At 69.7% G+C, this 22557-nt stretch carries 19 protein-coding genes; 16 read left to right on the forward strand and 3 right to left on the reverse strand.

From position 1 onward, the window contains the following. Nucleotides 1-46: 46 nt before the first annotated feature. Genes WCE39_RS04000 through WCE39_RS04010 form a run of 3 tightly spaced genes read left to right on the forward strand, consistent with a single transcriptional unit; the run spans nucleotide 47 to nucleotide 3043 of the window. On the forward strand, nucleotides 47-301 hold the full coding sequence (locus WCE39_RS04000; RefSeq protein WP_343275412.1) for a YfhL family 4Fe-4S dicluster ferredoxin: 255 nt from the start codon (nucleotides 47-49) through the stop codon (nucleotides 299-301). After that, the gene (gene ggt, locus WCE39_RS04005; protein WP_343275413.1) at nucleotides 298-2091 is read left to right on the forward strand and encodes a gamma-glutamyltransferase; all 1794 of its coding nucleotides are present in this window, start codon (nucleotides 298-300) and stop codon (nucleotides 2089-2091) included. The genes WCE39_RS04000 and ggt overlap by 4 nt, the downstream gene beginning before the upstream one ends. A 52-nt stretch (nucleotides 2092-2143) precedes the next feature. Beyond that, entirely contained in the window at nucleotides 2144-3043 is a 900-nt protein-coding gene (locus WCE39_RS04010) for an MBL fold metallo-hydrolase (protein ID WP_343275414.1), read from the forward strand. A 3-nt stretch (nucleotides 3044-3046) separates the two neighbouring features. On the opposite strand, the gene WCE39_RS04015 is transcribed toward WCE39_RS04010, so the two are convergent. Further along, nucleotides 3047-3583, reverse strand: coding sequence for a winged helix-turn-helix domain-containing protein (locus tag WCE39_RS04015; protein ID WP_343275415.1), 537 nt, complete (start codon nucleotides 3581-3583; stop codon nucleotides 3047-3049). Between the two features lie 139 nt (nucleotides 3584-3722). After that, nucleotides 3723-4352 (reverse strand): uracil phosphoribosyltransferase, encoded by a 630-nt coding sequence (upp, locus tag WCE39_RS04020; RefSeq protein WP_343275416.1) that lies wholly within the window; start codon nucleotides 4350-4352, stop codon nucleotides 3723-3725. Between the two features lie 103 nt (nucleotides 4353-4455). Between upp and WCE39_RS04025 the strand changes: the two genes are divergently transcribed. From WCE39_RS04025 to WCE39_RS04040, 4 genes are read left to right on the forward strand one after another with little or no spacing between them, the layout of a single operon-like run. After that, nucleotides 4456-7041, forward strand: a complete 2586-nt coding sequence (locus WCE39_RS04025; protein ID WP_343275417.1) for a TonB-dependent receptor — start codon at nucleotides 4456-4458, stop codon at nucleotides 7039-7041. 11 nt (nucleotides 7042-7052) lie between these two features. Then, complete coding sequence (locus tag WCE39_RS04030; RefSeq protein WP_343275418.1) at nucleotides 7053-8243, forward strand: NHL repeat-containing protein; 1191 nt, start codon at nucleotides 7053-7055, stop codon at nucleotides 8241-8243. A 47-nt stretch (nucleotides 8244-8290) separates the two neighbouring features. Then, the gene (locus tag WCE39_RS04035; RefSeq protein WP_343275436.1) at nucleotides 8291-9703 is read left to right on the forward strand and encodes a metallophosphoesterase family protein; all 1413 of its coding nucleotides are present in this window, start codon (nucleotides 8291-8293) and stop codon (nucleotides 9701-9703) included. 25 nt (nucleotides 9704-9728) lie between these two features. After that, on the forward strand, nucleotides 9729-10415 hold the full coding sequence (locus WCE39_RS04040) for an inorganic diphosphatase (protein ID WP_452299561.1): 687 nt from the start codon (nucleotides 9729-9731) through the stop codon (nucleotides 10413-10415). Between the two features lie 218 nt (nucleotides 10416-10633). Here WCE39_RS04040 and WCE39_RS04045 read toward each other — a convergent pair whose 3' ends face one another. Further along, nucleotides 10634-12130, reverse strand: coding sequence for an aminotransferase class III-fold pyridoxal phosphate-dependent enzyme (locus WCE39_RS04045; protein WP_343275420.1), 1497 nt, complete (start codon nucleotides 12128-12130; stop codon nucleotides 10634-10636). A 134-nt stretch (nucleotides 12131-12264) separates the two neighbouring features. Here WCE39_RS04045 and WCE39_RS04050 point away from each other — a divergent pair, with 134 nt between their 5' ends. From WCE39_RS04050 to secF, 9 genes are all read left to right on the forward strand, one after another. Further along, on the forward strand, nucleotides 12265-12696 hold the full coding sequence (locus WCE39_RS04050) for an Lrp/AsnC family transcriptional regulator (RefSeq protein ID WP_343275421.1): 432 nt from the start codon (nucleotides 12265-12267) through the stop codon (nucleotides 12694-12696). 8 nt (nucleotides 12697-12704) lie between these two features. Continuing rightward, entirely contained in the window at nucleotides 12705-13736 is a 1032-nt protein-coding gene (gene queA / locus WCE39_RS04055; RefSeq protein ID WP_343275422.1) for a tRNA preQ1(34) S-adenosylmethionine ribosyltransferase-isomerase QueA, read from the forward strand. Nucleotides 13737-13808: 72 nt separating this feature from the next. Then, entirely contained in the window at nucleotides 13809-14921 is a 1113-nt protein-coding gene (locus WCE39_RS04060; protein WP_343275423.1) for a Fe(3+) ABC transporter substrate-binding protein, read from the forward strand. Between the two features lie 133 nt (nucleotides 14922-15054). Then, entirely contained in the window at nucleotides 15055-16674 is a 1620-nt protein-coding gene (locus WCE39_RS04065) for an ABC transporter permease (protein WP_343275424.1), read from the forward strand. Further along, on the forward strand, nucleotides 16671-17678 hold the full coding sequence (locus WCE39_RS04070; protein ID WP_343275425.1) for an ABC transporter ATP-binding protein: 1008 nt from the start codon (nucleotides 16671-16673) through the stop codon (nucleotides 17676-17678). The genes WCE39_RS04065 and WCE39_RS04070 overlap by 4 nt, the downstream gene beginning before the upstream one ends. A gap of 100 nt (nucleotides 17679-17778) precedes the next feature. Continuing rightward, nucleotides 17779-18903 carry a tRNA guanosine(34) transglycosylase Tgt gene (gene tgt / locus WCE39_RS04075; RefSeq protein ID WP_343275426.1) on the forward strand — a complete coding sequence of 375 codons (1125 nt, stop codon included), beginning with the start codon at nucleotides 17779-17781 and terminating at the stop codon, nucleotides 18901-18903. A gap of 130 nt (nucleotides 18904-19033) precedes the next feature. Beyond that, complete coding sequence (gene yajC / locus WCE39_RS04080) at nucleotides 19034-19372, forward strand: preprotein translocase subunit YajC (RefSeq protein ID WP_343255374.1); 339 nt, start codon at nucleotides 19034-19036, stop codon at nucleotides 19370-19372. A gap of 106 nt (nucleotides 19373-19478) precedes the next feature. Further along, nucleotides 19479-21344, forward strand: a complete 1866-nt coding sequence (gene secD / locus WCE39_RS04085) for a protein translocase subunit SecD (RefSeq protein WP_343275427.1) — start codon at nucleotides 19479-19481, stop codon at nucleotides 21342-21344. A gap of 16 nt (nucleotides 21345-21360) precedes the next feature. After that, the gene (gene secF, locus WCE39_RS04090) at nucleotides 21361-22326 is read left to right on the forward strand and encodes a protein translocase subunit SecF (RefSeq protein ID WP_343275428.1); all 966 of its coding nucleotides are present in this window, start codon (nucleotides 21361-21363) and stop codon (nucleotides 22324-22326) included. Nucleotides 22327-22557 lie beyond the last annotated feature (231 nt).

The raw sequence follows: 22557 nt of genomic DNA on the forward strand, positions 1-22557 counted from the left end.
TTCGGGCCCGGCGGCGGACCGCGGTTGCAGGGTCTACAATGGCCCGATGGCACTGCGCATCAACGAGCTCTGCATCAACTGCGACGTCTGCGAACCGGCCTGCCCGAACGACGCCATTTCGCAGGGCGAAACCATCTACGTGATCGACCCCGCGCGCTGTACCGAGTGCGTGGGGCATTTCGATGAAGCGCAGTGCGTGGTGGTGTGCCCGGTCGAATGCATCGATCCGGACCCCGAGATCCCCGAATCCCACGACCAGCTGCTTGCGAAACTGATGCGGCTGAAGGAGCAGGCCGCATGAATACCGTCACATTGCTGCGTCACGCGGCGCTGTTGTTTGCGTTCGCACTGGCGCCGGGCGTCGCGCTGGCCGCGGGCGACTCGCCGGCCGCAGCTGCAACCGCATCCGCATCCACGACCCGGGTCGCGCATCCGCCGGGCGTCGCGATCGCGTCCGCCCACGCGCTGGCCACCGACGCCGGGATGGCGGTGCTGGCCGACGGCGGCAACGCCTTCGACGCGGCGATCGCGGTGTCCGCGGTGCTTTCGGTGGTGGAACCTATCAGCTCCGGCATCGGCGGCGGAGGCTTCTTCCTGCTGCACGATGCCGCGGCCGGCCGCGATGTGTTCATCGATGCCCGTGAGACGTCGCCCGCGGCGGCAACGCCCGAGCGCTACCTCGACGCCGACGGCGGCTTCGACCGCGACCGCGCCACCAACGGCGCATGGTCGGCGGGCATCCCCGGCCTGCCGGCGGCCTTCGTCCACCTGCAGCGGAACTACGGCAAGCTGCCGCTCTCGCGCACCCTGGCGCCGGCGATCCGCATCGCGCGCGAAGGCTTCCCGGTCTATGGGCGCATGGCCCGCGGTTACGCGGCGCGCCGCGCGGTGATGGAGCGCTATCCCGGCACGCGCGAGGTCTACCTGGCCGCCGGCCGCCCGATCGAGGAGGGCGACGTCTTCCGCCAGCCCGACCTGGCGCGGACGCTGGAGTTGCTGGCCGAAAAGGGCTTCGACGGCTTCTACCGCGGCGACGTGGGCGCGAAGCTGGTGGCGGGCGTCAACGCCGAGGGCGGCGCGTGGACCGCCGATGAACTGGCCGCCTACCGCGTGCGTGAGCGCGAGCCGGTCCGCTTCGGCTACCACGACTGGGAGATCGTGACCGCGCCGCCGCCGTCGTCGGGCGGGATCGCGCTGGCGCAGATGCTGCAGATCCTGGCGCCCTACGAGCTTGACGCGCTGTCGGAAGCCGAACGCACCCACCTGGTGGTGGAGTCGATGCGCCGCGCCTACCGCGACCGCACCTTCTACCTCGGCGACCCGGACTTCGTGGCGGTGCCCCAGCGCCTGCTCGCCAGCGCCGACTACGCCGCCGGCCTGCGCGCGACGATCCATCCTGGCAAGGCCACGCCCAGCGAGCTGCTCTCCGGTGAGCCGACGCCGCTTGAGGATGACGAAACCACGCACTTCTCGATCATCGACGCCGAGGGCAACCGCGTCGGTGCCACGCAAACCGTGAACCTGCTGTACGGCTCGGGACTGGTGGCACCGGGGACCGGCGTGCTGCTCAACAACGAGATGGACGACTTCGCGCTCAAGCCCGGCACGCCGAATGCCTTCGGCGTGATGGGCTACGACGCCAACGCGCCGGAGCCGGGCAAGCGCATGCTGAGCTCGATGACGCCGACCTTCATGGTCTCCGACGACAAGGTCGCCGTGCTCGGGACGCCCGGCGGAAGCCGCATCATCACCATGGTGCTGCTGGGCGTGCTGGGCTACGACGCTGGCCTGTCCGCGGCCGACGTCGCCGCGCTGCCGCGCTACCACCACCAGTGGATGCCCGACGCGATCCAGGCCGAGGGCGGCACCTTCGACGTCGCCACCGCGCAGGCGCTGCGTGCGATGGGCCACGTGGTCCAGCGCCCGGAGGACGACGCGTCGGAGGGCCGGCGCTCCAGCGACGTCTGGGGCAACTTCCAGACCGTGGCCTGGGACATCGCCAACAACCGCCTCGAAGGCGGCACCGACCCGCGCAACCCGGTAGGCAAGGCCGAGGTCGGCCCCTCCCTGGAAACGCGATCACCCCGCTGATCCTGTGGGAACGGCCATGGCCGCTCCCACAGCTCCTCGACGAGGACACCGCATGAAACTCTGGTCGATCGAAGGCAACACCCAGCGTCTGGACGGTGGCTCAATGTTCGGCAATGCGCCGCGGGCGATGTGGTCGAAGTGGATGACGCCGGACGACGCCAATCGCATCCCGCTGGCCACGCGTGCGCTGCTGGCGACGCCGCTCAACGGCCGCACGGTGCTGTTCGAGACCGGCATCGGCGCCTTCTTCGAGCCGAAGCTGCGCGAGCGCTACGGCATCGGCGGCGACGGCCACGTGCTGCTGGACTCCCTGCGTGAGGCCGGCTTCAGCCACGAGGACATCGACGTGGTGGTGCTCAGCCACCTGCACTTCGACCACGCCGGCGGCCTGCTGTCGGCCTGGCAGGAGGGCGTGGAGCCGGAGCTGCTGTTCCCCAACGCCACCTTCGTGATCGGTCGCGAGCAGTGGCAGCGCGCACATGATCCGCATCCGCGCGACCGCGCAAGCTACATCCCCGGACTGCTGCCCCTGCTCGAAGCCAGCGGCCGCGTGGAGCTGGTCGACGGCGAGCGCACGCCGGCGCTGGGCGACGCGGTGCGCTTTCACTGGAGCCACGGCCATACCCCGGGAATGATGCTGGCCGAGGTGCTGGGCCCCGAGGTGCGCGACGACGGCCACCACGGCGGCGTGGTGTTCTGCGCCGACCTGGTGCCCGGCATGCCTTGGGTGCACGTGCCGATCACCATGGGCTACGACCGCTGCGCCGAGACGCTGATCGACGAGAAGCAGGCGTTCCTGGAAGACAAGCTGGCGCGCAACGTGCACCTGTTCTTTACCCATGACCCGGCCTGCGCGATGGCCCAGCCCCGGCGCGACGAGCGCGGGCGCTTTGCCGGCGTGCACGAGGTTGCGCGCCTGCAGGCACGCAGCCTGGGCACTGCCGTCGGATGAGCCTCAGCCTGCGCCCGCCGGGCGCAGCAGCAGCCAGGCCAGGCCGATGGCGACCAGGGTCGCGGTTGTAGCGATGATCCAGGGAAGGCGGGCACGCCAGGCAACGCCGGCGCGTGCCGCGGCGTCGACCGATCGCGGTTCGTCAGGCGCGTGCATTGAGTCGGCCGCCGTCGCGGCCGGTGCGGCGGGTGGCCGTCCGGGCGTCGGCGTAACCACCGGGGCGCGGCCCAGCTGGACCGCGGGCAGCGCGAGCCGATAGCCCTCGCCGTAGATGGTCTGCAGCACGTGCCCGGAGCCGTCACCGAGCGCGATCCGCAGCCTGCGCATGACCTTCGAGACCGCGCTGTCTGGCACCGATGGGGCGTCCGGCCATGCGGTTGCGGTCAGCGTGGCGCGCGGCACCACGTGCTCGGCGTGGCGCAGCAGGCATTCCAGTACCACCAGCGCACGGGCGTCGATTTCACGCGCGTGTCCGTCAGCGTGCAGGCGCCTGAGCGCCGGCTCCAGCCGGTAGCGGCCGAACAGCCAGGTCCCCGCCATCTGCACGGATCCCCGTACGGGCCCGTCGCCAACCGGCGGGACGTTCGTTGTCAGCGATGGAGTGGCCACACCGCAGGGCAACGCCGGGAACGACGTGGGGCGGACACCGGCGGCCGGAGGCGCGCCCCGGCCGCCGCGATCAGGCGCGGGTACCGAAGATCTTGTCGCCGGCGTCGCCGAGCCCCGGGAGGATGTAGCCGAGATCGTTGAGGCGTTCGTCGACGGAGGCGGTATAGACCTCGACGTCGGGATGGCGGGCTTCGAGTGCGCGCAGGCCTTCGGGCGCGGCCACCAGGAACAGGCCCTTGATCCGGGTGCAGCCAGCGGCCTTGAGCATGTCGACGGTGGCGATCAGGGTGCCGCCGGTCGCCAGCATCGGGTCCAGGACCAGGGCGGTGCGGTCGGCCATGTCGCCGACCAGGTTCTCGTAATAGGGCACGGCTCGCAGCGTGCTTTCGTCGCGCTTGATGCCGACCACGCCGACCTTGGCGGCAGGGATCAGCTCCAGCACGCCGTGCAGCATGCCGAGGCCCGCGCGCAGGATCGGCACCAGGGTGACCTTGCGGCCCTTGATGCGGCGCACGCGCACCGGCCCGGCCCAGCCCTCGACCTCGGCGTCTTCGCATTCAAGGTCGGCCGTGGCCTCGTAGGTCAGCAGCGCGGCGACTTCGCCGGTGAGCTCGCGGAAGGTCTTGGTGCTGTTGTCGGCACGGCGCATCAGGCCGAGCTTGTGCTGGACCAGCGGGTGGTGGACTTCGACGATTTTCATGGAGAAGAGTCTAGCGCGTGGCGGGCATGTGACCGCGGTAACCGGATTGAAACAAGCCGGAAATACCGTGTGCACCCATCGATCACACTTCGAGTCCCCCGCCGTGACCAAGCGCCATCCGCTGCACCTCGCCATCGTCACCACCCTGGCCCTGACCGCCGCCGGCGGAGCCATGGCCCAGGAGGTTCCTGCTCCCCAGCCGCCCGCCGAAGGCACCACGGCCGCTGCGCTTGATGCAGTGAACTTCGAAGCCATCGAGGTCCGCGGCCAGTTCGAGTCGCAGATGCGCGCCATCGACTTCAAGCGCGCGTCGGACGCGATCCAGGACACGGTGTCCGCCGACTCCATGGGCCAGTACCCGGACCAGAACGTCGGCGAGTCGCTGTCGCGCCTGCCCGGCATCAGCGTCACCCGCGACCAGGGCGAGGGCCGCTACGTCGTGATCCGCGGCCTGGACGCGGCGCAGAACTCGGTGATGGTGGACGGCATCGGCATGGGCACGCCCGAGGACAGCAGCCGTGCCGCGCCGCTGGACGTGATCCCGTCGGACTCCACCGAGCGCCTGACCGTGGTCAAGGCCCCGACCCCGGACATGCCGGGTGATTCACTTGGCGGCATGATCCTGGTCGAGTCGGCGTCGGCCTTCGACCGCAACGGCCGCGACATGCGCTTCAAGGCCGAGGCCAGCCATCAGAACCTCAGCGGCGAGACCAGCCCCAAGGCCGCGTTCAATTTCAGCGACGTCTACAACGACACCTTCGGCGTGGCCTTCGGGCTGAGCTGGCAGGACCGCGATTACGAGAGTGACAACATCGAGGTCGAATACGACGACCAGTTCGAGGACGTCACCGGGGACCGCCTGACCCCGGTCGAAATCCAGCAGCGCAAGTACACGATCAACCGCGAGCGCACAGGCGTGAACCTCAACCTGGACTGGCGCCCGGACAACGACAACCGGTACTACCTGCGCACGCTGTATACCGACTTCACCGATGCCGAGACCCGCCAGAACCACATCATCCCGGTGGGCGAGGGCGACATCGCCGGCTACGACGGCGAGAGCTGGATGGTGGAGGGCATCTCGCCCGACGACTTCGGCCGCCGCCTGCGCTACCGCACGAAGGAAGAAGACACCTTCACCACCAGCGTCGGTGGCATGAACCGCCGCGGCAGCGCGCAGTTCGACTACCAGCTCGGCTATACCAAGGCCCGCGAGCGCGTGGACGACGAGGTCGAGATGCGCTTCGAGTACCTGGGCGAGGACGACATGTCGGTCCGCGTCGGCCCCGGCCGGCTGCCGTCGTTCGACGTCATCGATCCGGCCGGTGGCGATGCCTGGTTGCGCAACGCCAACTACGGCCTGGATCGCCTGGTGGTTGGACCTAAGCAGGTGGATGACGAGTCGCTGAGCGCGAAGTTCGACTTCACCTGGACCGGCGAGGCGCTGACGCTCAAGAGCGGCTTCCTGGGCCGCTGGCGCGATCGTGACGTCAACGTCGACGAGGCCGAGTACCGCATCGGGCCGGACATCGACCTCGGCAGCTGGACCACCGGGTCGCCCGGCTATCGCCACGGGTATATGGGGGATGGCCTGTCCTCGGGCGCAATGCGCCGCTTCCTGCGCGACAACCGCGGCGGGTTCTCCGCGCGCCCCGGCGATGTGGCCGAGAACACGATGATCTCGCTGGTCGAGGACTACACCGCGAGCGAAGACGTGCTTGCCGCCTACCTGATGGGCACGATGGACTTCGGCAACCTGCGTGTGATCGCCGGTGCGCGTGTCGAGCGCACGGAGTTCGACGCCACCGGCTGGATGGTGGACCTTGACGAAGACGGCGCGCTCACCGCCAGCCCGACTTCGGCCTCGAGTTCCTACACCAGCGTGCTGCCGGGCCTGCACCTGCGCTATGACACCGGCAACGACTGGGTGCTGCGCGGCGCGGTCACCAAGACTGTCGCCCGGCCGACCTTCGGCGACATCTCGCCGCGCGCAAGCGTCAACCGCGACGACGAAGAGGTCAGCCTGGGCAATCCGCAGCTCGATCCATACGAGTCGCTGAACTTCGACCTGTCGTTCGAGCGCTACATCGGCGAATCGGGCATCTTCTCCGCGGGCATCTTCCACAAGTCGATCGACGGCTACATCGTCGAGACCTGGACCGACAGCGATCCGGCGTTCCCGGGCTTTGACGTCACCCGGCCGATCAACGGCGAGGACGCCGAGGTGTTCGGCGTCGAACTCAACTGGCAGCAGAAGCTGGACTTCCTGCCGGGTGCCTGGGGTGGCCTGCTGGTCGGCCTGAGCGGTACATGGCTTGACACCGAATTCGTCGCCGGCACCGAGGACCGCGCCGGCGAGAAGTTCGCGCTGCCGCTGTCGTCCGAACGTCTGTACAGCGCCCACATCGGCTGGGAGAACGAGCGCATCAGCACGCGACTGGCAGCGGTGCACCGCAGCGAATACCTCGACGAGATCGGTGACGACGCCCGCTACGATCTCTGGGTCGCGCCCAATACCCAGCTCGATTTCAGCCTGGACTACAAGGTGGCGGACAACTGGGGCCTGTACTTCGAGGCGTCGAACCTGCTGGACGAACCGCTGGAGCTCTACCAGGGCTCGCGCGACTTCACGCTGCAGAACGAGCTTTACGGACGCAGCTACACGCTTGGCGTCAAGATCAACTTCTGAGGATGAACGCAATGCATGACATCACGAACCGCCGAGCATGCTGGCGCGTCCTGGCCGCCAGCACCCTGGCACTTGCCCTCGCTGCCTGTGGTGCAGGACAGGGGCCGGCGGGTGCCGCGGGCACCGGCACCGCCACCCAGGCCGAGGACGCGGAGGATCGTGCCGATCGAGCCCGTGAGGCCGCACGCAGCGATGGCGTGACCGAAGCGGCGGCCGTGCCGGAAGCCTTCGCCACGCCGATGACGCCGGAGGACAACATCGATTCGGTCGCAAGCTGGACCGGGCCCGATGGCCAGGTGCTGCTGCTCGCCACCGCCAAGTCCACCCATCGCCTGGTGGTGTATGACGGCGCCACCGGCGCGCTGGTGCGCCACGTCGGCGAACGCGGCGCGGGTCTGGGGCAGTTCGACCGCCCCAACGGCATCGCTGTCGCCGATGACCTTGCCTTCGTGGTGGAGCGCGACAACCACCGCGTGCAGGTGCTGCGCCTGCCGGGCATGGAGACCGTCGCCGAGTTCGGCGCCGACGTGCTGCAGCTGCCCTACGGCCTGTGGGTGAACCCGGTGGACGGTGGCTACGAGGTCTACGTCACCGACGCGTACATGGCCGGGGAAGACGCCGGGGGCGAGGACATCCTGCCGCCGCTGGCCGAGCTCGATCGGCGCGTCCACCGCTTTGCGTTCGCAGCCGCGGGCGAGGGCGGCGGCTACAGCGCCAGCCATATCGCCGCCTTCGGTGACACCACGCCCGCTGGCGCCCTGCGCGTGGTCGAATCGCTGTGGGGCGACGCCGCCAACGACCGCCTGCTGGTGGCCGAGGAAGACGAAACCTACGCCAACGAGTTCAAGGTCTACGACCTGGCCGGCAACTTCAGCGGCCGCACCATCGGCGGCGAATTCCTGCAGGCCCAGGCCGAAGGCATCATGCTCAAGACCTGTGCCGACGGCGGCGGCTGGTGGATCACCACCGAGCAGGGCAAGGGTCGCACCGCGTTCCACCTGTTCGAACGCGATTCGCTGGCACACGCCGGGGCGGTTGCCGGACCGACGGTGGCCAACACCGACGGCATCTGGCTGCACGACGCACCGACCACGCAGTTCCCCGACGGCGTGCTGTACGCCGTGCATGACGACCAGGGCGCGGTGGCGATCAGCTGGAGCGAGATCGCCTCGGCGCTTGCACTGCCCGCGTGCGCACGCTGATGGTCGTGCGCGCCTTGACGCTGAAGCCGACTGCCTGGCCGGCGTCCATGCCGGTGACGGATGCCCTGCGCACCCTGCTGCTGGCGGCGCTGGTCGCGCTGCCGGTGGCCTTGCCTGCCAGCGCGATCGCGCGCGACCTGGCTGACTCCAGGCGCACGGTCGAACCCAACACCCTGGTGCCGGCGGGGGACGCCCGCTACGCGCCCGCGGCGCATCCGGACCGCATCGTGGCCTCGCCCGCGGCGGATCCTTCGCGCGGATTCCAGGTGTCGTGGCGCACCGCGGCTGGCGTGGATGCGCCGCTGCTCGAACTCGCGCTGGCCGGAGACTCCCCGGACCTGGGCGAGGCCACGCGCCTGCGCGCCGCCACGCGCGCGTTCGACATCGAACAGCGCCTGTCGCACCAGCACCAGGTCGAGGTCACCGGCCTTGAGCCCGATACGCTCTACGCCTACCGCGTGCAGGGCGCCAGGGGCTGGTGGAGCCCCTGGCGACAGCTGCGCACCGCGGCGGCGCCGGGCAGCGCGCTCGAGTTCCTTTATTTCGGCGACACCCAGAACAAGAACGCCAGCCATTCCACGCGCGTGGTCCTGGAAGCCCTGCGCCACGCGCCCGACGCACGCCTGGCGCTGTTCACCGGCGACCAGGTCAGCGGCGGCGACGGCGAGGACGACAACGAATGGGGCGAGTGGTTCGACGCCGTCTCGCCGGTGGCATCGACCATGCTGGTCGCGCCGGTGACCGGCAACCACGAGTATTTCGAAGAGTTCGAAGACACCCCGCAGGAGCGGCGCGTCCTCGGCCACCACTGGCCGCACGTCTACGACCTGCCAGGCAATGGCGCGCCGGGTGCAGAAGCCACGACGTACTGGTTCGACATGCACGACGCGCGCTTCGTGGTGCTCGACGGCACCTCGGCGCTGGATCTTGCTACCGCCAAAGCGCAGGCCGCGTGGCTTGACGGCGTGCTTCGCGACAGCCCGCAGGCCTGGTCGATCGTCGCCATCCACCAGCCGATGTTCTCGCCGCGCCAGGACCGCGACAACGCACTGCTGCGCGAGCAGATCCTGCCGGTGCTGGAGCGCCATCGCGTCGACCTGGTGCTGCAGGGCCACGACCACGTCTACGGCCGTCGCGGAGGCCTGGTCGAAGGGCAGGGCACGCCCCAGTACGTGGTCAGCGTGGTCGGTGCAAAGCAGTACCGGCTGTCGCCGGAAGCGCGCGAAACGATGGCGCCGGTCGCGGAAGATACCCAGCTGTTCCAGGTGGTTCGCATTGATGGCGACACCCTGCGCTATGAAGCACGCACCGCCACCGGCCGCCTGTACGACGCCTTCTCGCTGGTTGGCGACCGCGAGTCGGGACGCGGCTTGATCGAGCATCGCGAGGGCCGGATCGACCAGCGCGACTGCGGGCGCGAGGCGACCCTCAAGGGACGTCGTGATCGCTGCTGGGAGTAGCGAGGTGATCGCGCGCGCCGTGATGATGCGCGCCGGTCCACTCGTGCGGCGAGCCGTGGCGAACCTGGCGCTGTGCGCCGCGGTGGTGCCGCCGCTTGCCTTTGGAGCGCAGCCCGACCTGTTCGCGAGCAATTCCGCAGGCGCAGCGCACGCGTCCCCGGCCCGCGACCCCCTGTCGGTCGCCCAGCCGGCGCCTGGAGGTGGCGAATCCATCCTCCTGGTAGAGATCCCGGCTGGCAGCGCCACCAAGTTCGAGACCGCACCAGGCGGCCTGGTCTTCGTCGACCGCTTCCTCGCGATGCCGGTCGTCTATCCGGCCAGCTACGGCGCGCTGCCTTCCACGCTCGCAGGCGACGGCGATCCGCTCGACGCCCTGGTCCTTGCACGCGCTCCGTTGCCACCCGGCGTGTTGCTGCGCTTCCGGCCGGTGGCGGTGCTTCGGATGGTCGACGGTGGCGCAATGGACCACAAGCTGGTCGGCGTGCCGGCGGATGATATCGATCCGGCCTATGCCGACATCCGCGACCTCGCCGACTTGCCAGTCGCCGATCGCGAGCGCATCGAGGCCTTCTTCCGTGTCTACAAACAGCTGCCCGCACCGGAGGCCGATAACCCCGTCAGCCTGGAAGGCTGGGGCGATGCCGCGGAGGCGCGCGTGATCCTCGAAGACGCAAGGCGGCGCTATTCCGGTGGTCCAGCTCCCGGGGAATAGGCCTGTCGCGCTTGCGCCCGTCGCTACATCGTCGGGTTGACCGGTTGCCTGGCTATTTCCGGGTCGCGGCGGCGGAGTCACGATCGCCGAGGCAGGACCGGATCGCAGCTATAGCTGCTCCCACAAAAGCCTCGCCCCTGTAGGCCGCGGCATCCGGACCGCCACTCGCGGCGGCCCGGAATCAGCGGCCTGGAGTCGTCGGCCCGGAGTCCGCGGCCTCAGGCCGCGGCCTTGACCCGCGGGCCTTCCTGCAGCGACCGCTTCACCATCGCCACCACCAGGTCGAGTTCGTCCTCGCCCATCTCGAAGCGCGGAGTGAAGCGCAGCGAATTCTCGCCGCCGTGGATCACCCCCAGGCCGTTCTCACGCAGCCACTCCTCGGTGGAACCCGCCCCGTAACCCTTGAACTCCGGCGCGAGCTCGCAGGAGAACAGCAGCCCCGTGCCCTGGACCTTGGTGATCAGCCCGCCCAGCTCGGCTTTCAGCGCCTCCAGCTTCTCCAGCGCCTGCGTGCCGCGCGTGCGGATGTTCGCGCGCACCTCCGGCGTGACCATGCCCAGCACCGCCACGCCGACGTCGGCCGCGCGCGGATTGGCCGTCATCGTGTTGCCGTAGGTACCGCGCTTGTAGATGCCCGCGGCGCGCTCGTTCACCGCAAGCACCGACAGCGGGAACTGGCCCGCGTTGAGCGCCTTGGAATAGGTCTCCATGTCCGGCGCCTCCTGGCCCGCGAAGCCCGGGTAGTCGACGATCGACAGCGCACCGGTCGCGCGCAGGCCGGCCTGGATGGAGTCGACCAGCAGCAGCGAACCGTGCGCCTTCGTGAGCTCGCGCGCCGCGGCATAGAACTCCACCGGCACGCTGCGGCCCGGGTCGCCTTCGCCCATCACCGGTTCCAGGAACATCGCCTCGATGAACCAGCCCTTGGCATCGGCGTCGGCGAAGGCCTGCTTCAGCGCGTCCATGTCGTAGGGGGGCACCACGATCACGCTGTCTTCGTCGCGGTAGCTGGCCAGCGCGCACTGGTAGGCCTTGCGGGTGGAGTCGGAGTACAACGCCGGGGCCTCGGTGCGGCCGTGGAAGGCGCCCTTGACCACCAGGCGCTTGATCGCGCGGCCGGCATGGCGGCCACCGGCGTCGGTCATGGTCTTGGCGTTGGTGTCGGCGATGCGCGCGGCCAGCGATACCGACTCCGAGCCGGAATTCAGGCACATGAAGGCGGCATACGGGCAGCCGCCGGCGTCGTGGCCGATCTCCTTGCGCAGCGCACGATCCAGCCGCAGCTGCGACAGGTTGGGGGTCATGACGTTGGCCAGCGCCTGCGGCTTGGCCATGGCGTCGATCACCGGCTGCGGCGCATGGCCGAAACCGAGCATGCCGTAGCCGCCGGTGTCATACAGCACCGCGCCCTTCAGGGTCACGATCCACGGCCCACGCGCGGTCAGGGCGACGTAGGGATTCACGCCGTCCTGCGGATAGAAGTTGACGTAGCCGGCCTGCACGGCCTGGACCTGCGCATCCTCGTCGAGGTCGAGGAGGTCGGCGAAGTCGGATTCGATGCGCGCGAACTCGGCCGCGGCGGCGTCGATGGCGGTGACCAGGTCCGGATGGCCGGCGGCGAAGCGCGCCACGGTGGCGTCGTCCAGCCCGGGGCTGCGGCGCTGGCCCTTGCGGGCGCGGAGCGGGGCGAGGGCTGCGGTCACGTGGTCGGTCATGGCGGTATCTCCTGTGCGTCTGCCGGCCGGTTTGCCGGGCGATGCCCCTATTATCGACATGCGTTCGTCGCTTGGTAGGTGCGATCTGCGCGCAAATGCTGCTGATTTCGGCGAATCGACGATAGAATCCCGGCATGAAGCTCAGTCCCGCCGACGAAGCCCTGCTCTCGCTGCTGCGCGAGGACGCGCGCGCGTCCACCGCGGCGATCGCGCGCCGGCTGCAGCTGTCGCGGACCACCGTGCAGAGCCGCATCGAACGCCTGGAGCGGATGGGCGTGATTGCCGGCTACACCGTGCGCGTCAGCGACGACCACGAACGCGAACGCGTCCGCGCGCTGATCATGATCACCGTGTTCCCCAAGCAGGCGCCCGGCGTTGTCCAGGCCCTGCGGCTGATGCCCGGCGTGCGCGCGCTGCATTCGGTCAACGGCGCCTGGGACCTGGTGGCGATGGCGGTGGTGCCGAGCATCGGCGACATGGACGAGCTCACCGACCTCATCGGCGCGCTGGACGGCGTCGAGCGCACCACCTCGACCCTGCTGCTTTCGACCAAATTCCAACGCTGAGGCCCCGCTTGAAGAAGTCCGATTTCAACTTCGACCTGCCGCAGTCGCTGATCGCCCAGGCGCCCCTGGCCGAGCGTTCGGCCAGCCGCATGCTTGTGGTGCCGTCGGGTGACGCCGGGCTCGACGATCGCCACGTGCATGAGCTTCCGGGGTTCCTGCGCCCCGGCGACCTGCTGGTGTTCAACGACACCCGGGTGATCCCGGCGCGGCTGTTCGGCAACAAGCAGGGCAGCGGCGGGCGCGTGGAGATCCTGATCGAGCGCCTGCTGCCCGGCAACGAGGCCCGTGCGCAGGTGGGCGCGAGCAAGACGCCCAAGCCCGGCAACCTGATCGAACTCGACGGCGACGGCGTGGCCGAGGTCGTGGGCCGCGACGGCGGCTTCCACCACCTGCGCTTCCACGTCGATGGCGGGCTGGAGCCCTGGCTGGCCAGGGCCGGGCGCATGCCGCTGCCGCCCTATATCCAGCGCGAGCCTGGCGCCGACGACGCCGAGCGCTACCAGACCGTGTTCGCGCGCGAGTCCGGCGCGGTGGCGGCGCCGACCGCCGGCCTGCACTTCGACCAGGCGCTGCTGGATGCCCTGCGCGCGCGCGGCGTCGACAGCGGCCACGTCACCCTGCACGTCGGCGCCGGCACCTTCCAGCCGATGCGCGTGGACGATGTGCGCGAGCACCGCATGCACAGCGAGTGGATCAACGTCGGCGCGGCCCTGGTGGAGCAGGTGCGGCGCACCCGCGCGGCCGGGGGCAGGGTGGTCGCGGTCGGCACCACGGTGGTGCGCGCGATGGAGTCGGCGACCGTGGAAGGCGAGATGCATCCGTTCGTGGGCGAGACCGCGATCTTCATCGTCCCGGGCTACCGCATCACCTCGGCCGACATCCTGCTCACCAATTTCCACCTGCCCGAATCGACCCTGCTGATGCTGGTGTCGGCTTTTGCGGGGCGCGAACGCGTGCTCGCGGCCTATGCGCACGCGGTGCGCGAGCGCTACCGGTTCTTCTCCTACGGCGACGCGATGCTGCTCTTCCGCAATCCCTGAAAACGTGCGTGTCGAGTATCATTCTCATTTGCGCCGGCCCGTCCGGCCCGATCCAGTGACCAGGAGATGCCCGTGAACATCCACTTCCGTGCGCCCCGCGCCGCCCTTGCCGTCGCCTACGCGACCCTGCTGCTCGCCGCATGCGGCGCCGAGCCGGCGCCCGCCGCGACGGCCGGCGACCAGGCCGCGAGCGACGCGCCGGCCGCTGCCGCCGCCACGCCTTCGGACGCCGGCGAGGTCAACCTGTACACGACCCGCGAGCCCGGCCTGATCCAGCCGCTGCTGGATGCCTTCACCGCCGGGTCGGGCATCCAGGTCAACACCGTGCTGCTGAAGGACGGCCTGTCCGAGCGCCTGGGCGCCGAGGGCGCGCGTTCCACCGCCGACGTGCTGATGGTGGTCGACACCGGCAACATGCTCGACCTGGTGGAGGCCGGGCACACCCAGCCGCTGCAGTCCGACGTGCTTGAAGCCGCGATCCCGGCCCATCTGCGCGGCGCCGACGACCAGTGGTTCGCGATGAGCCTGCGCGACCGCGTGCTGTATGCGCATAAGGACCTGGACCTGGAATCGTTCCACTACGAGGATCTCGCCGACCCGAAGTGGAAGGGCAAGGTCTGCATCCGCTCCGGCCAGCATCCGTACAACACCAGCCTGTTCGCGGCGATGATCGCCCGCCACGGCGCCGAGGACACCGAGGCCTGGCTGCGCGGCGTCAAGGACAACCTGGCGCGCAAGGCCGCCGGCGGTGACCGTGACGTGGCCCGCGACATCCTTGCCGGCATCTGCGACATCGGCATCGCCAACGCCTACTACGTCGGCCGCATGAAGAACGCCGAGCCGGGCAGCGAGCAGCACCAGTGGGGCGAGGCGATCAAGGTCATCCGCCCGACTTTCGACGTCGACGGGGGCGGCACGCACGTCAACATCAGCGGCGCCGCGCTGGCGGCGCATTCGCCCAACCGCGACAACGCGGTGAAGCTGATGGAGTACCTGGTCTCCGACGAGGCGCAGAGCCTGTACGCCCGCGCCAACTACGAGTACCCGGTGAAGGCCGGCGTCGAGCTCGATCCGGTGGTCGCAAGCTTCGGCGAGCTCGCCATCGATCCGCTGCCGCTGACCGAGGTGGTGGCGAACCGCCGCGAGGCCAGCGCGCTGGTCGACAAGGTCGGCTTCGACAACTGACGCAGCGGCGCCAGGGCACAGCGGAATGGCGGCGGCTGCAGTCCCCGCGGATGCGGCGCATCCTGTAGTCCGCGGCCGATCCGGCCGCGGACTGCGCAGACTGCTGCCCGAAGGTCCCTGGCAGTGGGCCGCGGTGGCGATCGCGGCGGTCGTGGTCGCGCCGCTGCTGGCCCTGGCCTGGACCGCGCTGCAGGGCGGCCAGGACGGTCTCTGGAGCCATGTCGCCCGCTACGTGCTGCCTGTGGCGGCGCGCAACACGCTGGCGCTGCTGGCCGGCGTCGGCGTGCTGGTGGTGGCGATCGGCACCGGGGCCGCGTGGCTGGTCACCGCCTATGACTTCCCGGGCCGGCGCACGCTTGCGTGGGCGCTGTTGCTGCCGCTTGCGGTGCCGACCTACATCGTCGCCTTCGCCTATCTCGACCTGCTGCACCCGCTGGGCCCGGTGCAGGGCCTGGTGCGCGACATCCTCGGCTACGACAGCCCGCGCGACTTCCGCCTGCCGGACATCCGCGGGCTGGCCGGCTGCATCGTGCTGCTGGGCTTCGTGCTCTATCCCTATGCCTACCTGACCACGCGCGCGATGTTCATGACCCAGGCCGCAGGCCTGATGGACGCCGCGCGCGTGCTTGGTGCAACGCCCATGCAGGTGTTCCGGCGGGTGGCGCTGCCGCTGGCGCGGCCGGCGATCGCGATCGGCACCGCGCTTGCGCTGATGGAGGTCCTCAACGACATCGGCGCCTCCGAATTCCTTGGCGTGCAGACCATGACGGTGGCCGTCTACACCACCTGGGTCACGCGCAGCGACCTGCCGGGCGCGGCGCAGATCGCCCTGGCGATGCTGGCGATCGTCATCGCACTGCTGGCACTGGAGCGCTACGCGCGCCGCCGCCAGCGTTACGCCGTGGGCGACCGGCCGCGGCCGATGCGCCCGCAGCGGTTGCGCGGCGCCGCTGCGGCGCTGGCGATCGCGCTGGGCGTATTCCCGGTGCTGGTCGGCTTCGTGCTGCCGGCGGGCTACCTGGCCTGGGAAGCCTTGGAACGGATCGGCCAGCATGGCGTCTCGCCGCAGCTCTTGGCGAGCGTCCGCAATACCGTGGGCGTGGCGCTTGCGGCGACCGTGGCCACCCTGGCTGCCGGCCTGGTGCTGGGCTGGTCGATGCGGCTTGCGCAGGGCCGGCGGCGCAGCGCCGGGGCGCTGTTCGCGCTGCGCAGCGGCAGCCTCGGCTATGCCGTGCCCGGCACCGTGCTGGCGATCGGCCTGCTGCTGCCGCTGGCCTGGTTCGACACCGGCGCCAACCTGGTGCTCGGTGCGTTCGGCTTGGATCCCCGGATGCTGCTGATGGGCTCCGCGGTGGCGCTGGTGCTGGCCTACATGGCGCGCTTCCTGGCGATCTCGGCCGGTGGCATCGAGGCCGGGCTGGCGCGCATCCCGCCCAGCCTGGACCAGGCCGCGGCCAGCCTCGGCCACGCGCCGGGGGCGACGCTGCGCCGCATCCACCTGCCGCTGCTGCGCCCGGCGCTGGCCGCGGCGGCGCTGCTGGTGTTCGTCGACGCCATGAAGGAACTGCCGGCGACGCTGCTGCTGCGCCCGCTGAATTTCGAGACCCTGGCGACCTGGCTGTACGCCGAGGCCTCGCGCGGGACCTATGAGGAAGGCGCGGTGGCGGCGCTGCTGATCGTCGCCGTCGGCCTGCTGCCGGTGGTGCTGCTGGCGCGCACCGGCGTGCGCTATGGACGGGAGAAGATGACGTGAGCGATGCGCTGCTGGAGATCGCGGGCATCCGCGTCGGCTACCCGGTGCCTGGCGCCGCTGCGCGGGTGGTGGTCGACGATCTGTCGATGTCGCTGGCCCCCGGCGACATCGGCTGCCTGCTGGGCGCCTCGGGCTGCGGCAAGACCACGGTGCTGCGCGCGATCGCAGGCTTCGAGCCGGTGCAGGCGGGCAGCATCGACGTGGACGGCGTGCGGGTCGCTGCGGAGGACGTGCTGCTGCCGCCCGAAAAGCGCCGCGTCGGCATGATGTTCCAGGACTACGCCCTGTTCCCGCACCTGGATGTCGATGCCAACATCGCCTTCGGCCTGCGCGGGCTGTCACGCGATGCACGGCGGGCGCGGGTGGCGGAAATGCTCGCCCTGGTCGGGCTTTCCGACCGCGGTGGCGCCTATCCGCACGAGCTTTCCGGCGGTCAGCAGCAGCGCGTCGCGCTGGCCCGTGCGCTGGCCCCGGGCCCGGCGCTGCTGTTGCTCGATGAACCCTTTTCCAACCTCGACACCGACACCCGTCAGCAGCTCGCGATCGAGCTGCGCGAACTCCTCAAGGCGTCGGGCGCCACCGTGCTGATGGTGACCCACGACCAGGCCGAGGCCTTTGCCATGGCAGACCACATCGGGGTCATGGACCGCGGCCGGATCATGCAGTGGGACAGCGCCGAGGCCCTGTACCGCCGACCGCGGGACCGCTTCGTCGCCGGCTTCATCGGTCGCGGCGCGCTGGTGCCCGCGGCTGCACTGGGCCTCGCGCGCGGCGGCGAAGTCCTGCTGCGTCCCCACGCCCTGCAGCCGGATCCCGAGGGCGCCGTCCGGGCGGAGCTTGTGGCCCTGGCTTTCCGCGGCCCCGGCCACGTCGCCAGCCTCCGCCTCTCCGGCGGCACCGTGGTCGAAGTCGACCTGGACGACGCATCCGCCGTGCTTGGACTGGTGGCCGGTGACCCGGTGCGGCTGCGGCTGGCGGACGACGGGATGGTTGCTTTCGATTGAGGAGGACAAAAGCGTTTCCGTCGCTCGGCCCGATGCCCAGCCGCGCGGCTGGGGCGCGCTTCCGCGACAATGGGCGCCCCCGATTGGAGCCAGGTATCCGATGTCCCGCATGAAGTTCGATCTGCTTGCCACCGACGGCGCCGCCCGCCGGGGCCGCCTGGCGTTTCCGCGCGGCACGGTCGAGACGCCGGCGTTCATGCCGGTGGGCACCTACGGCACGGTCAAGGGCATGCTGCCGGGGCAGGTGCGCGAGCTGGGCGCGGAGATCATCCTCGGCAACACCTTTCATCTGTTCCTGCGGCCGGGGCTGGAAGTCATCGAAGCCCACGGCGGCCTGCACGGCTTCGCGCGCTGGGACGGGCCGATCCTCACCGACTCCGGTGGCTTCCAGGTGTTCTCGCTGGCGCACCGCCGCAAGATCACCGAGCAGGGGGTGACCTTCTCGGCGCCCACCGACGGCTCGAAGGTCTTCCTCGGCCCCGAGGAGTCGATGCACATCCAGAAGGTGCTGGGCTCGGACATCGTGATGATCTTCGACGAGTGCCCGCCGGTGCAGAAGGACGGCCAGCCGGTCGACCCGCGCGTGATCGAGCGCTCGATGGAGCTCTCGCTGCGCTGGGCCGAGCGCTCGAAGCGGGCGCATGAAGGCAACGATGCGGCGCTGTTCGGCATCGTCCAGGGCGGGGTGCACCAGGACCTGCGCACGCGCTCGGCGGCGGGCCTGAAGGACATCGGCTTCGACGGCTACGCCATTGGCGGCCTGGCGGTGGGCGAGACCGAGGCCGAGCGCAACGCCATGCTCGAGCACACCTGCCCGCAGCTGCCCGATGACCGCCCGCGCTACCTGATGGGCGTGGGCCGGCCGGAGGACCTGGTCGACGGCGTGGCCCGCGGCGTGGACATGTTCGACTGCGTGATGCCGACCCGGAACGCACGCAACGGCCACTATTTCACCTCCACCGGCACCGTCCGCATCCGCAATTCGCGCTACGAGCGCGACACCCGCCCGATCGAGGAAGGCTGCGGCTGCCCGGCCTGCAGCGGCGGCTACACCCGCGCCTACTTGCGCCACCTGGACCGCTGCAACGAGATGCTGGGCCCGATCCTGGGCACCCTGCACAACCTCTGGTACTACCAGAAGCTGATGGCCGACATGCGCGCCGCGATCGCCTCGGGAACCTTTGATGCCTTCCGCCGGTCCTTCCTTGCAGCCCGGATGCCCTGAGCCGCAGCAGAACCGGACTCGAACCCGATCCCGACCCGCCCCCGAATCCAATGCCCCCGCAGCGGGCTGGAACGCCCTCCCACGTCGCCGTGGCATACTTGCCAGCTGATTTCCGAACGGACCGCCCCGAATGAACCTGCTCGACTTCCTGATCGCCCCCGCCTACGCCCAGGCCGCAGCACCCGCCGCGCCCAACCCCTGGCAGTTCCCGATCATGATGGTCGTGCTGTTCGCGATCATGTACTTCCTGATGATCCGCCCGCAGATGAAGCGGCAGAAGGAACATCGCGCCATGGTCGAGAAGCTGGCCGTGGGCGACGAAGTGCTGATCGGCGGCGGCATCGCCGGCGTGGTGCGCCGCGTGGGCGACAGTTTCGTCAACGTCGAAATCGCCGACAAGGTCGAGATCCGCGTGCAGAAGACCGCCATCGGCAACGTGCTGCCCAAGGGCTCGCTGAAGTCCATCTGACACTCGCCGGAAGCACCGCGGCCGGCGCCTGCGCCGTGCCGCGACCGGCGCCTGCAACCGAATCCGTCACTCCCGCCCGCGGGACGACCTGGCGCAAGAACCGACCATGCTCGAATTTCCCCGCTGGAAGTACGTCATCATCCTGTTCGTGGTGCTGTTGAGTGCGCTGTATGCGCTGCCCAACGTCTACCCGCAGGATCCGTCCGTGCAGATCACCTCCAACCGCGGCGCCGCCACCGGCGTTGAACTGGACGGGAAGATCGAGGCGGCGCTGGCGGCCGCCGGCGTCACCGCGAAGTCGATCGACACCAGCGACGACGGCGAGCGCATGGTCCGGCTGCTGGACCTCGACGACCAGACCCGCGCCGCCGACGCGCTGCGCCCGGAGCTTGGCGACGACTACGTGGTCGCGCTGAACCTTGCCTCCACGGTGCCGGACTGGCTGACCTGGTTCGGCGCCAAGCCCATGCTGCTCGGCCTCGACCTGCAGGGCGGCGTGCACTTCGTGCTCCAGGTCGACCAGAAGGCGGCGCTGGACAAGCGCCTGGACGCCTATGCCGACGAGGTCCGCGCGGTGCTGCGCGACAACCGCATCCGCTACGACTCGGTGGAGCGCAACGCCACCGGCACCACCGTGGCCCAGCTTGCCGACGCGGCCGATGCCGACCGGGCAATGACGCTGCTGGCCACCGCGCAGCCGACCCTGCTGCGCCAGGCCGTGGGCAACCGCATCACCATCCGCGTGCCCGAGACCGAGCTCAACCAGATCTCGGCCGACGCCATCGACCAGAACATCACCACGCTCCGCAACCGCGTCGACGAAGTCGGCGTCGGCGAGCCGGTGATCACCCGCCAGGGCAACGATCGCGTGGTCGTGCAGCTGCCCGGCGTGCAGGACACCGCCGAGGCCAAGCGCATGATCGGCGCCACGGCCACGCTCGAATACCGCGCGGTCATCGATGGCGACCCGTATGACGCCGTGGCCAGCGGCAACGTGCCGCCGGAAGCGCGCGTGTACTACCGTCGCGAGACCGGCATCGACGGCAAGCCGATGCCGGTGCTGCTGTCCAAGCGCGTGATCGCCTCGGGCGAGCAGATGGTGATGGCGCAGTCCACGCTGGACGAGAACGGCATGCCGGCGGTGAGCGTGACGCTCAACAACCTCGGCGGGCAGCGCATGTTCGACTTCACTTCGGTCAGCGTGGGCAAGCCCATGGCCGTGGTCTACATCGAGCGCGTCCCGCAGGTCACCACCAATGCCGCCGGCGAGGAAGTGCGCAGCTTCCGCGTCAACGAGGAAGTGATCTCGGTGGCCAACATCAACGGCGTGTTCGGCAAGCAGTTCCAGACCACGGGCCTGGAGAAGGCCGAGGCCGATGGCCTGGCGCGCCTGCTGCGCTCGGGTTCGCTGGCCGCACCGATGGACTTCATCGAGGAGCGCATCGTCGGCCCCAGCCTGGGCAAGGAGAACGTCGAGCGCGGCACCACCGCGGTAATGTACGCCTTCGTGTTCACGCTGCTGTTCTTCGGCATCTACTACCGCATGTTCGGCCTGTTCACATGCGTCGCGCTGCTGCTCAACCTGCTGATGGTGGTGGCGGTGATGAGCCTGTTCGGCGCCACCATGTCGCTGCCGGGCTTCGCCGGCCTGGCACTGTCGATCGGCATGTCGGTGGACGCCAACGTGCTGATCAACGAACGCATACGCGAAGAGCTGCGGGCTGGAATGCCTCCGCGGGGCGCGATCGCCAACGGCTACGACAAGGCGTCCGGCACGATCTTCGACTCCAACATGACCGCGCTGCTTGCCGGCGTGGCGCTGTTCGCCTTCGGCACCGGCCCGCTCAAGGGCTTTGCGGTGACGATGGTGATCGGCATCCTGACCTCGGTGTTCACCGCGGTCACCGTCTCGCGCGGCATCGCCACCCTGGTGTACGGCGGCAAGCGCAAGCTCAAGACCCTGGCCATCTGACGCGGGCATACGACACATGACTATCTTTCCCCTGCGCCTGATCCCGGCCACCCCCAACATCGACTTCATGCGCCTGCGCTGGGTGTCGGTGGCGGTGTTCGCACTGCTTACCATCGCCACGATCGCGGCGATCGCCGGCAAGGGCTTCAACTACGCGCTCGACTTCACCGGCGGCACCGTGGTCGAGCTGCGCTTCGAGCAGCCGGCCGATGTCGATGGCGTGCGCCAGCGCCTGGCCGATGCCGGCTATCCCGGTGCCCAGGTGCAGACCTTCGGCAGCGGCAGCGACCTGCTGGTGCGGCTGCAGCCGCGCGACGGCGAGACCAGCGCCGACGGCACGGCGCGCACCGCGGATGACGTGCTCGAGGCGGCCTCAGCCGGCGGCAATCCCGCAACCATCCAGGGCAGCGCCTTCGTCGGTCCGCAGGTGGGCCGCGACCTGGCCTGGAACGGCCTGTACGCGATCCTGTTCGTGGTTGTCGGCTTCCTGATCTACATCGGCTTCCGGTTCGAGTGGAAGTTCGCGGTCGCTGCGATCGTCACCACGCTCAACGACGTGCTGATCGTGGCCGGCTGGTTCGCGATCAGCGGCCAGGAGTTCGACCTGACCGTGCTCGCCGGCCTGCTGTCGGTGATGGGCTTCTCGATCAACGACACCATCGTGGTCTTCGACCGCGTGCGCGAGAACTTCCGGAGCATGCGCGCGCCGCCGATGGAGGTGCTGAACGCGTCGATCAACCAGACCCTGTCGCGCACGGTCATCACCTCGGTGGTGGCGTTCCTGACCGTGTTGGCGCTCTACCTGTACGGTGGCGGCTCGCTCGAAGGCATGTCGCTGGCGATGATGCTCGGCATCGTGATCGGCACCCTGTCGTCGATCCTGGTCGCCTGTCCGCTGCTGAGCATGGGCTTCCTGAAGGTCACCAAGCAGGACCTGCTGCCGAAGGCGCGCGACGACGCGGAGCTCGCGCGCAGGCCTTGAGGGCTCCAGCGGGCTGGCCAAAGCCCGGATTGAAAAAAAACCCCGCCAGAGTGCGGGGTTTTTTTATGTTCTTCTCCCGACTGCGCGGGTTTGGATGATTGCTCCGGGAGGGTGTGCGCTGCCCGCCGTGGAGGCAGGGGGGATGCCCAGCCGGAATATGCGCATCCTGCTCCCAGTTCCGGCCGCCGGCCATCCATGGCCGGCTCTGGGCATCCCCCCTGCCTCCACGGC

Origin of the sequence: Luteimonas yanweni, assembly GCF_039548475.1 — a bacterium.
In the GTDB taxonomy this organism is placed as follows: Bacteria; Pseudomonadota; Gammaproteobacteria; order Xanthomonadales; family Xanthomonadaceae; genus Luteimonas.

Bases quoted from the DNA above. Each gene is read 5' to 3' on its own strand.
- WCE39_RS04045 (WP_343275420.1), bottom strand. From the start codon at position 12,130: ATGACCGACCACGTGACCGCAGCCCTCGCCCCGCTCCGCGCCCGCAAG.
- WCE39_RS04035 (WP_343275436.1), top strand. From the start codon at position 8,291: ATGCCGGTGACGGATGCCCTGCGCACCCTGCTGCTGGCGGCGCTGGTC.
- tgt (WP_343275426.1), top strand. From the start codon at position 17,779: ATGTCCCGCATGAAGTTCGATCTGCTTGCCACCGACGGCGCCGCCCGC.
- WCE39_RS04030 (WP_343275418.1), top strand. From the start codon at position 7,053: ATGCATGACATCACGAACCGCCGAGCATGCTGGCGCGTCCTGGCCGCC.
- secD (WP_343275427.1), top strand. From the start codon at position 19,479: ATGCTCGAATTTCCCCGCTGGAAGTACGTCATCATCCTGTTCGTGGTG.
- secF (WP_343275428.1), top strand. From the start codon at position 21,361: ATGACTATCTTTCCCCTGCGCCTGATCCCGGCCACCCCCAACATCGAC.
- WCE39_RS04010 (WP_343275414.1), top strand. From the start codon at position 2,144: ATGAAACTCTGGTCGATCGAAGGCAACACCCAGCGTCTGGACGGTGGC.
- WCE39_RS04040 (WP_452299561.1), top strand. From the start codon at position 9,729: ATGCGCGCCGGTCCACTCGTGCGGCGAGCCGTGGCGAACCTGGCGCTG.
- ggt (WP_343275413.1), top strand. From the start codon at position 298: ATGAATACCGTCACATTGCTGCGTCACGCGGCGCTGTTGTTTGCGTTC.
- WCE39_RS04015 (WP_343275415.1), bottom strand. From the start codon at position 3,583: ATGGCGGGGACCTGGCTGTTCGGCCGCTACCGGCTGGAGCCGGCGCTC.
- WCE39_RS04000 (WP_343275412.1), top strand. From the start codon at position 47: ATGGCACTGCGCATCAACGAGCTCTGCATCAACTGCGACGTCTGCGAA.
- yajC (WP_343255374.1), top strand. From the start codon at position 19,034: ATGAACCTGCTCGACTTCCTGATCGCCCCCGCCTACGCCCAGGCCGCA.
- WCE39_RS04050 (WP_343275421.1), top strand. From the start codon at position 12,265: ATGAAGCTCAGTCCCGCCGACGAAGCCCTGCTCTCGCTGCTGCGCGAG.
- upp (WP_343275416.1), bottom strand. From the start codon at position 4,352: ATGAAAATCGTCGAAGTCCACCACCCGCTGGTCCAGCACAAGCTCGGC.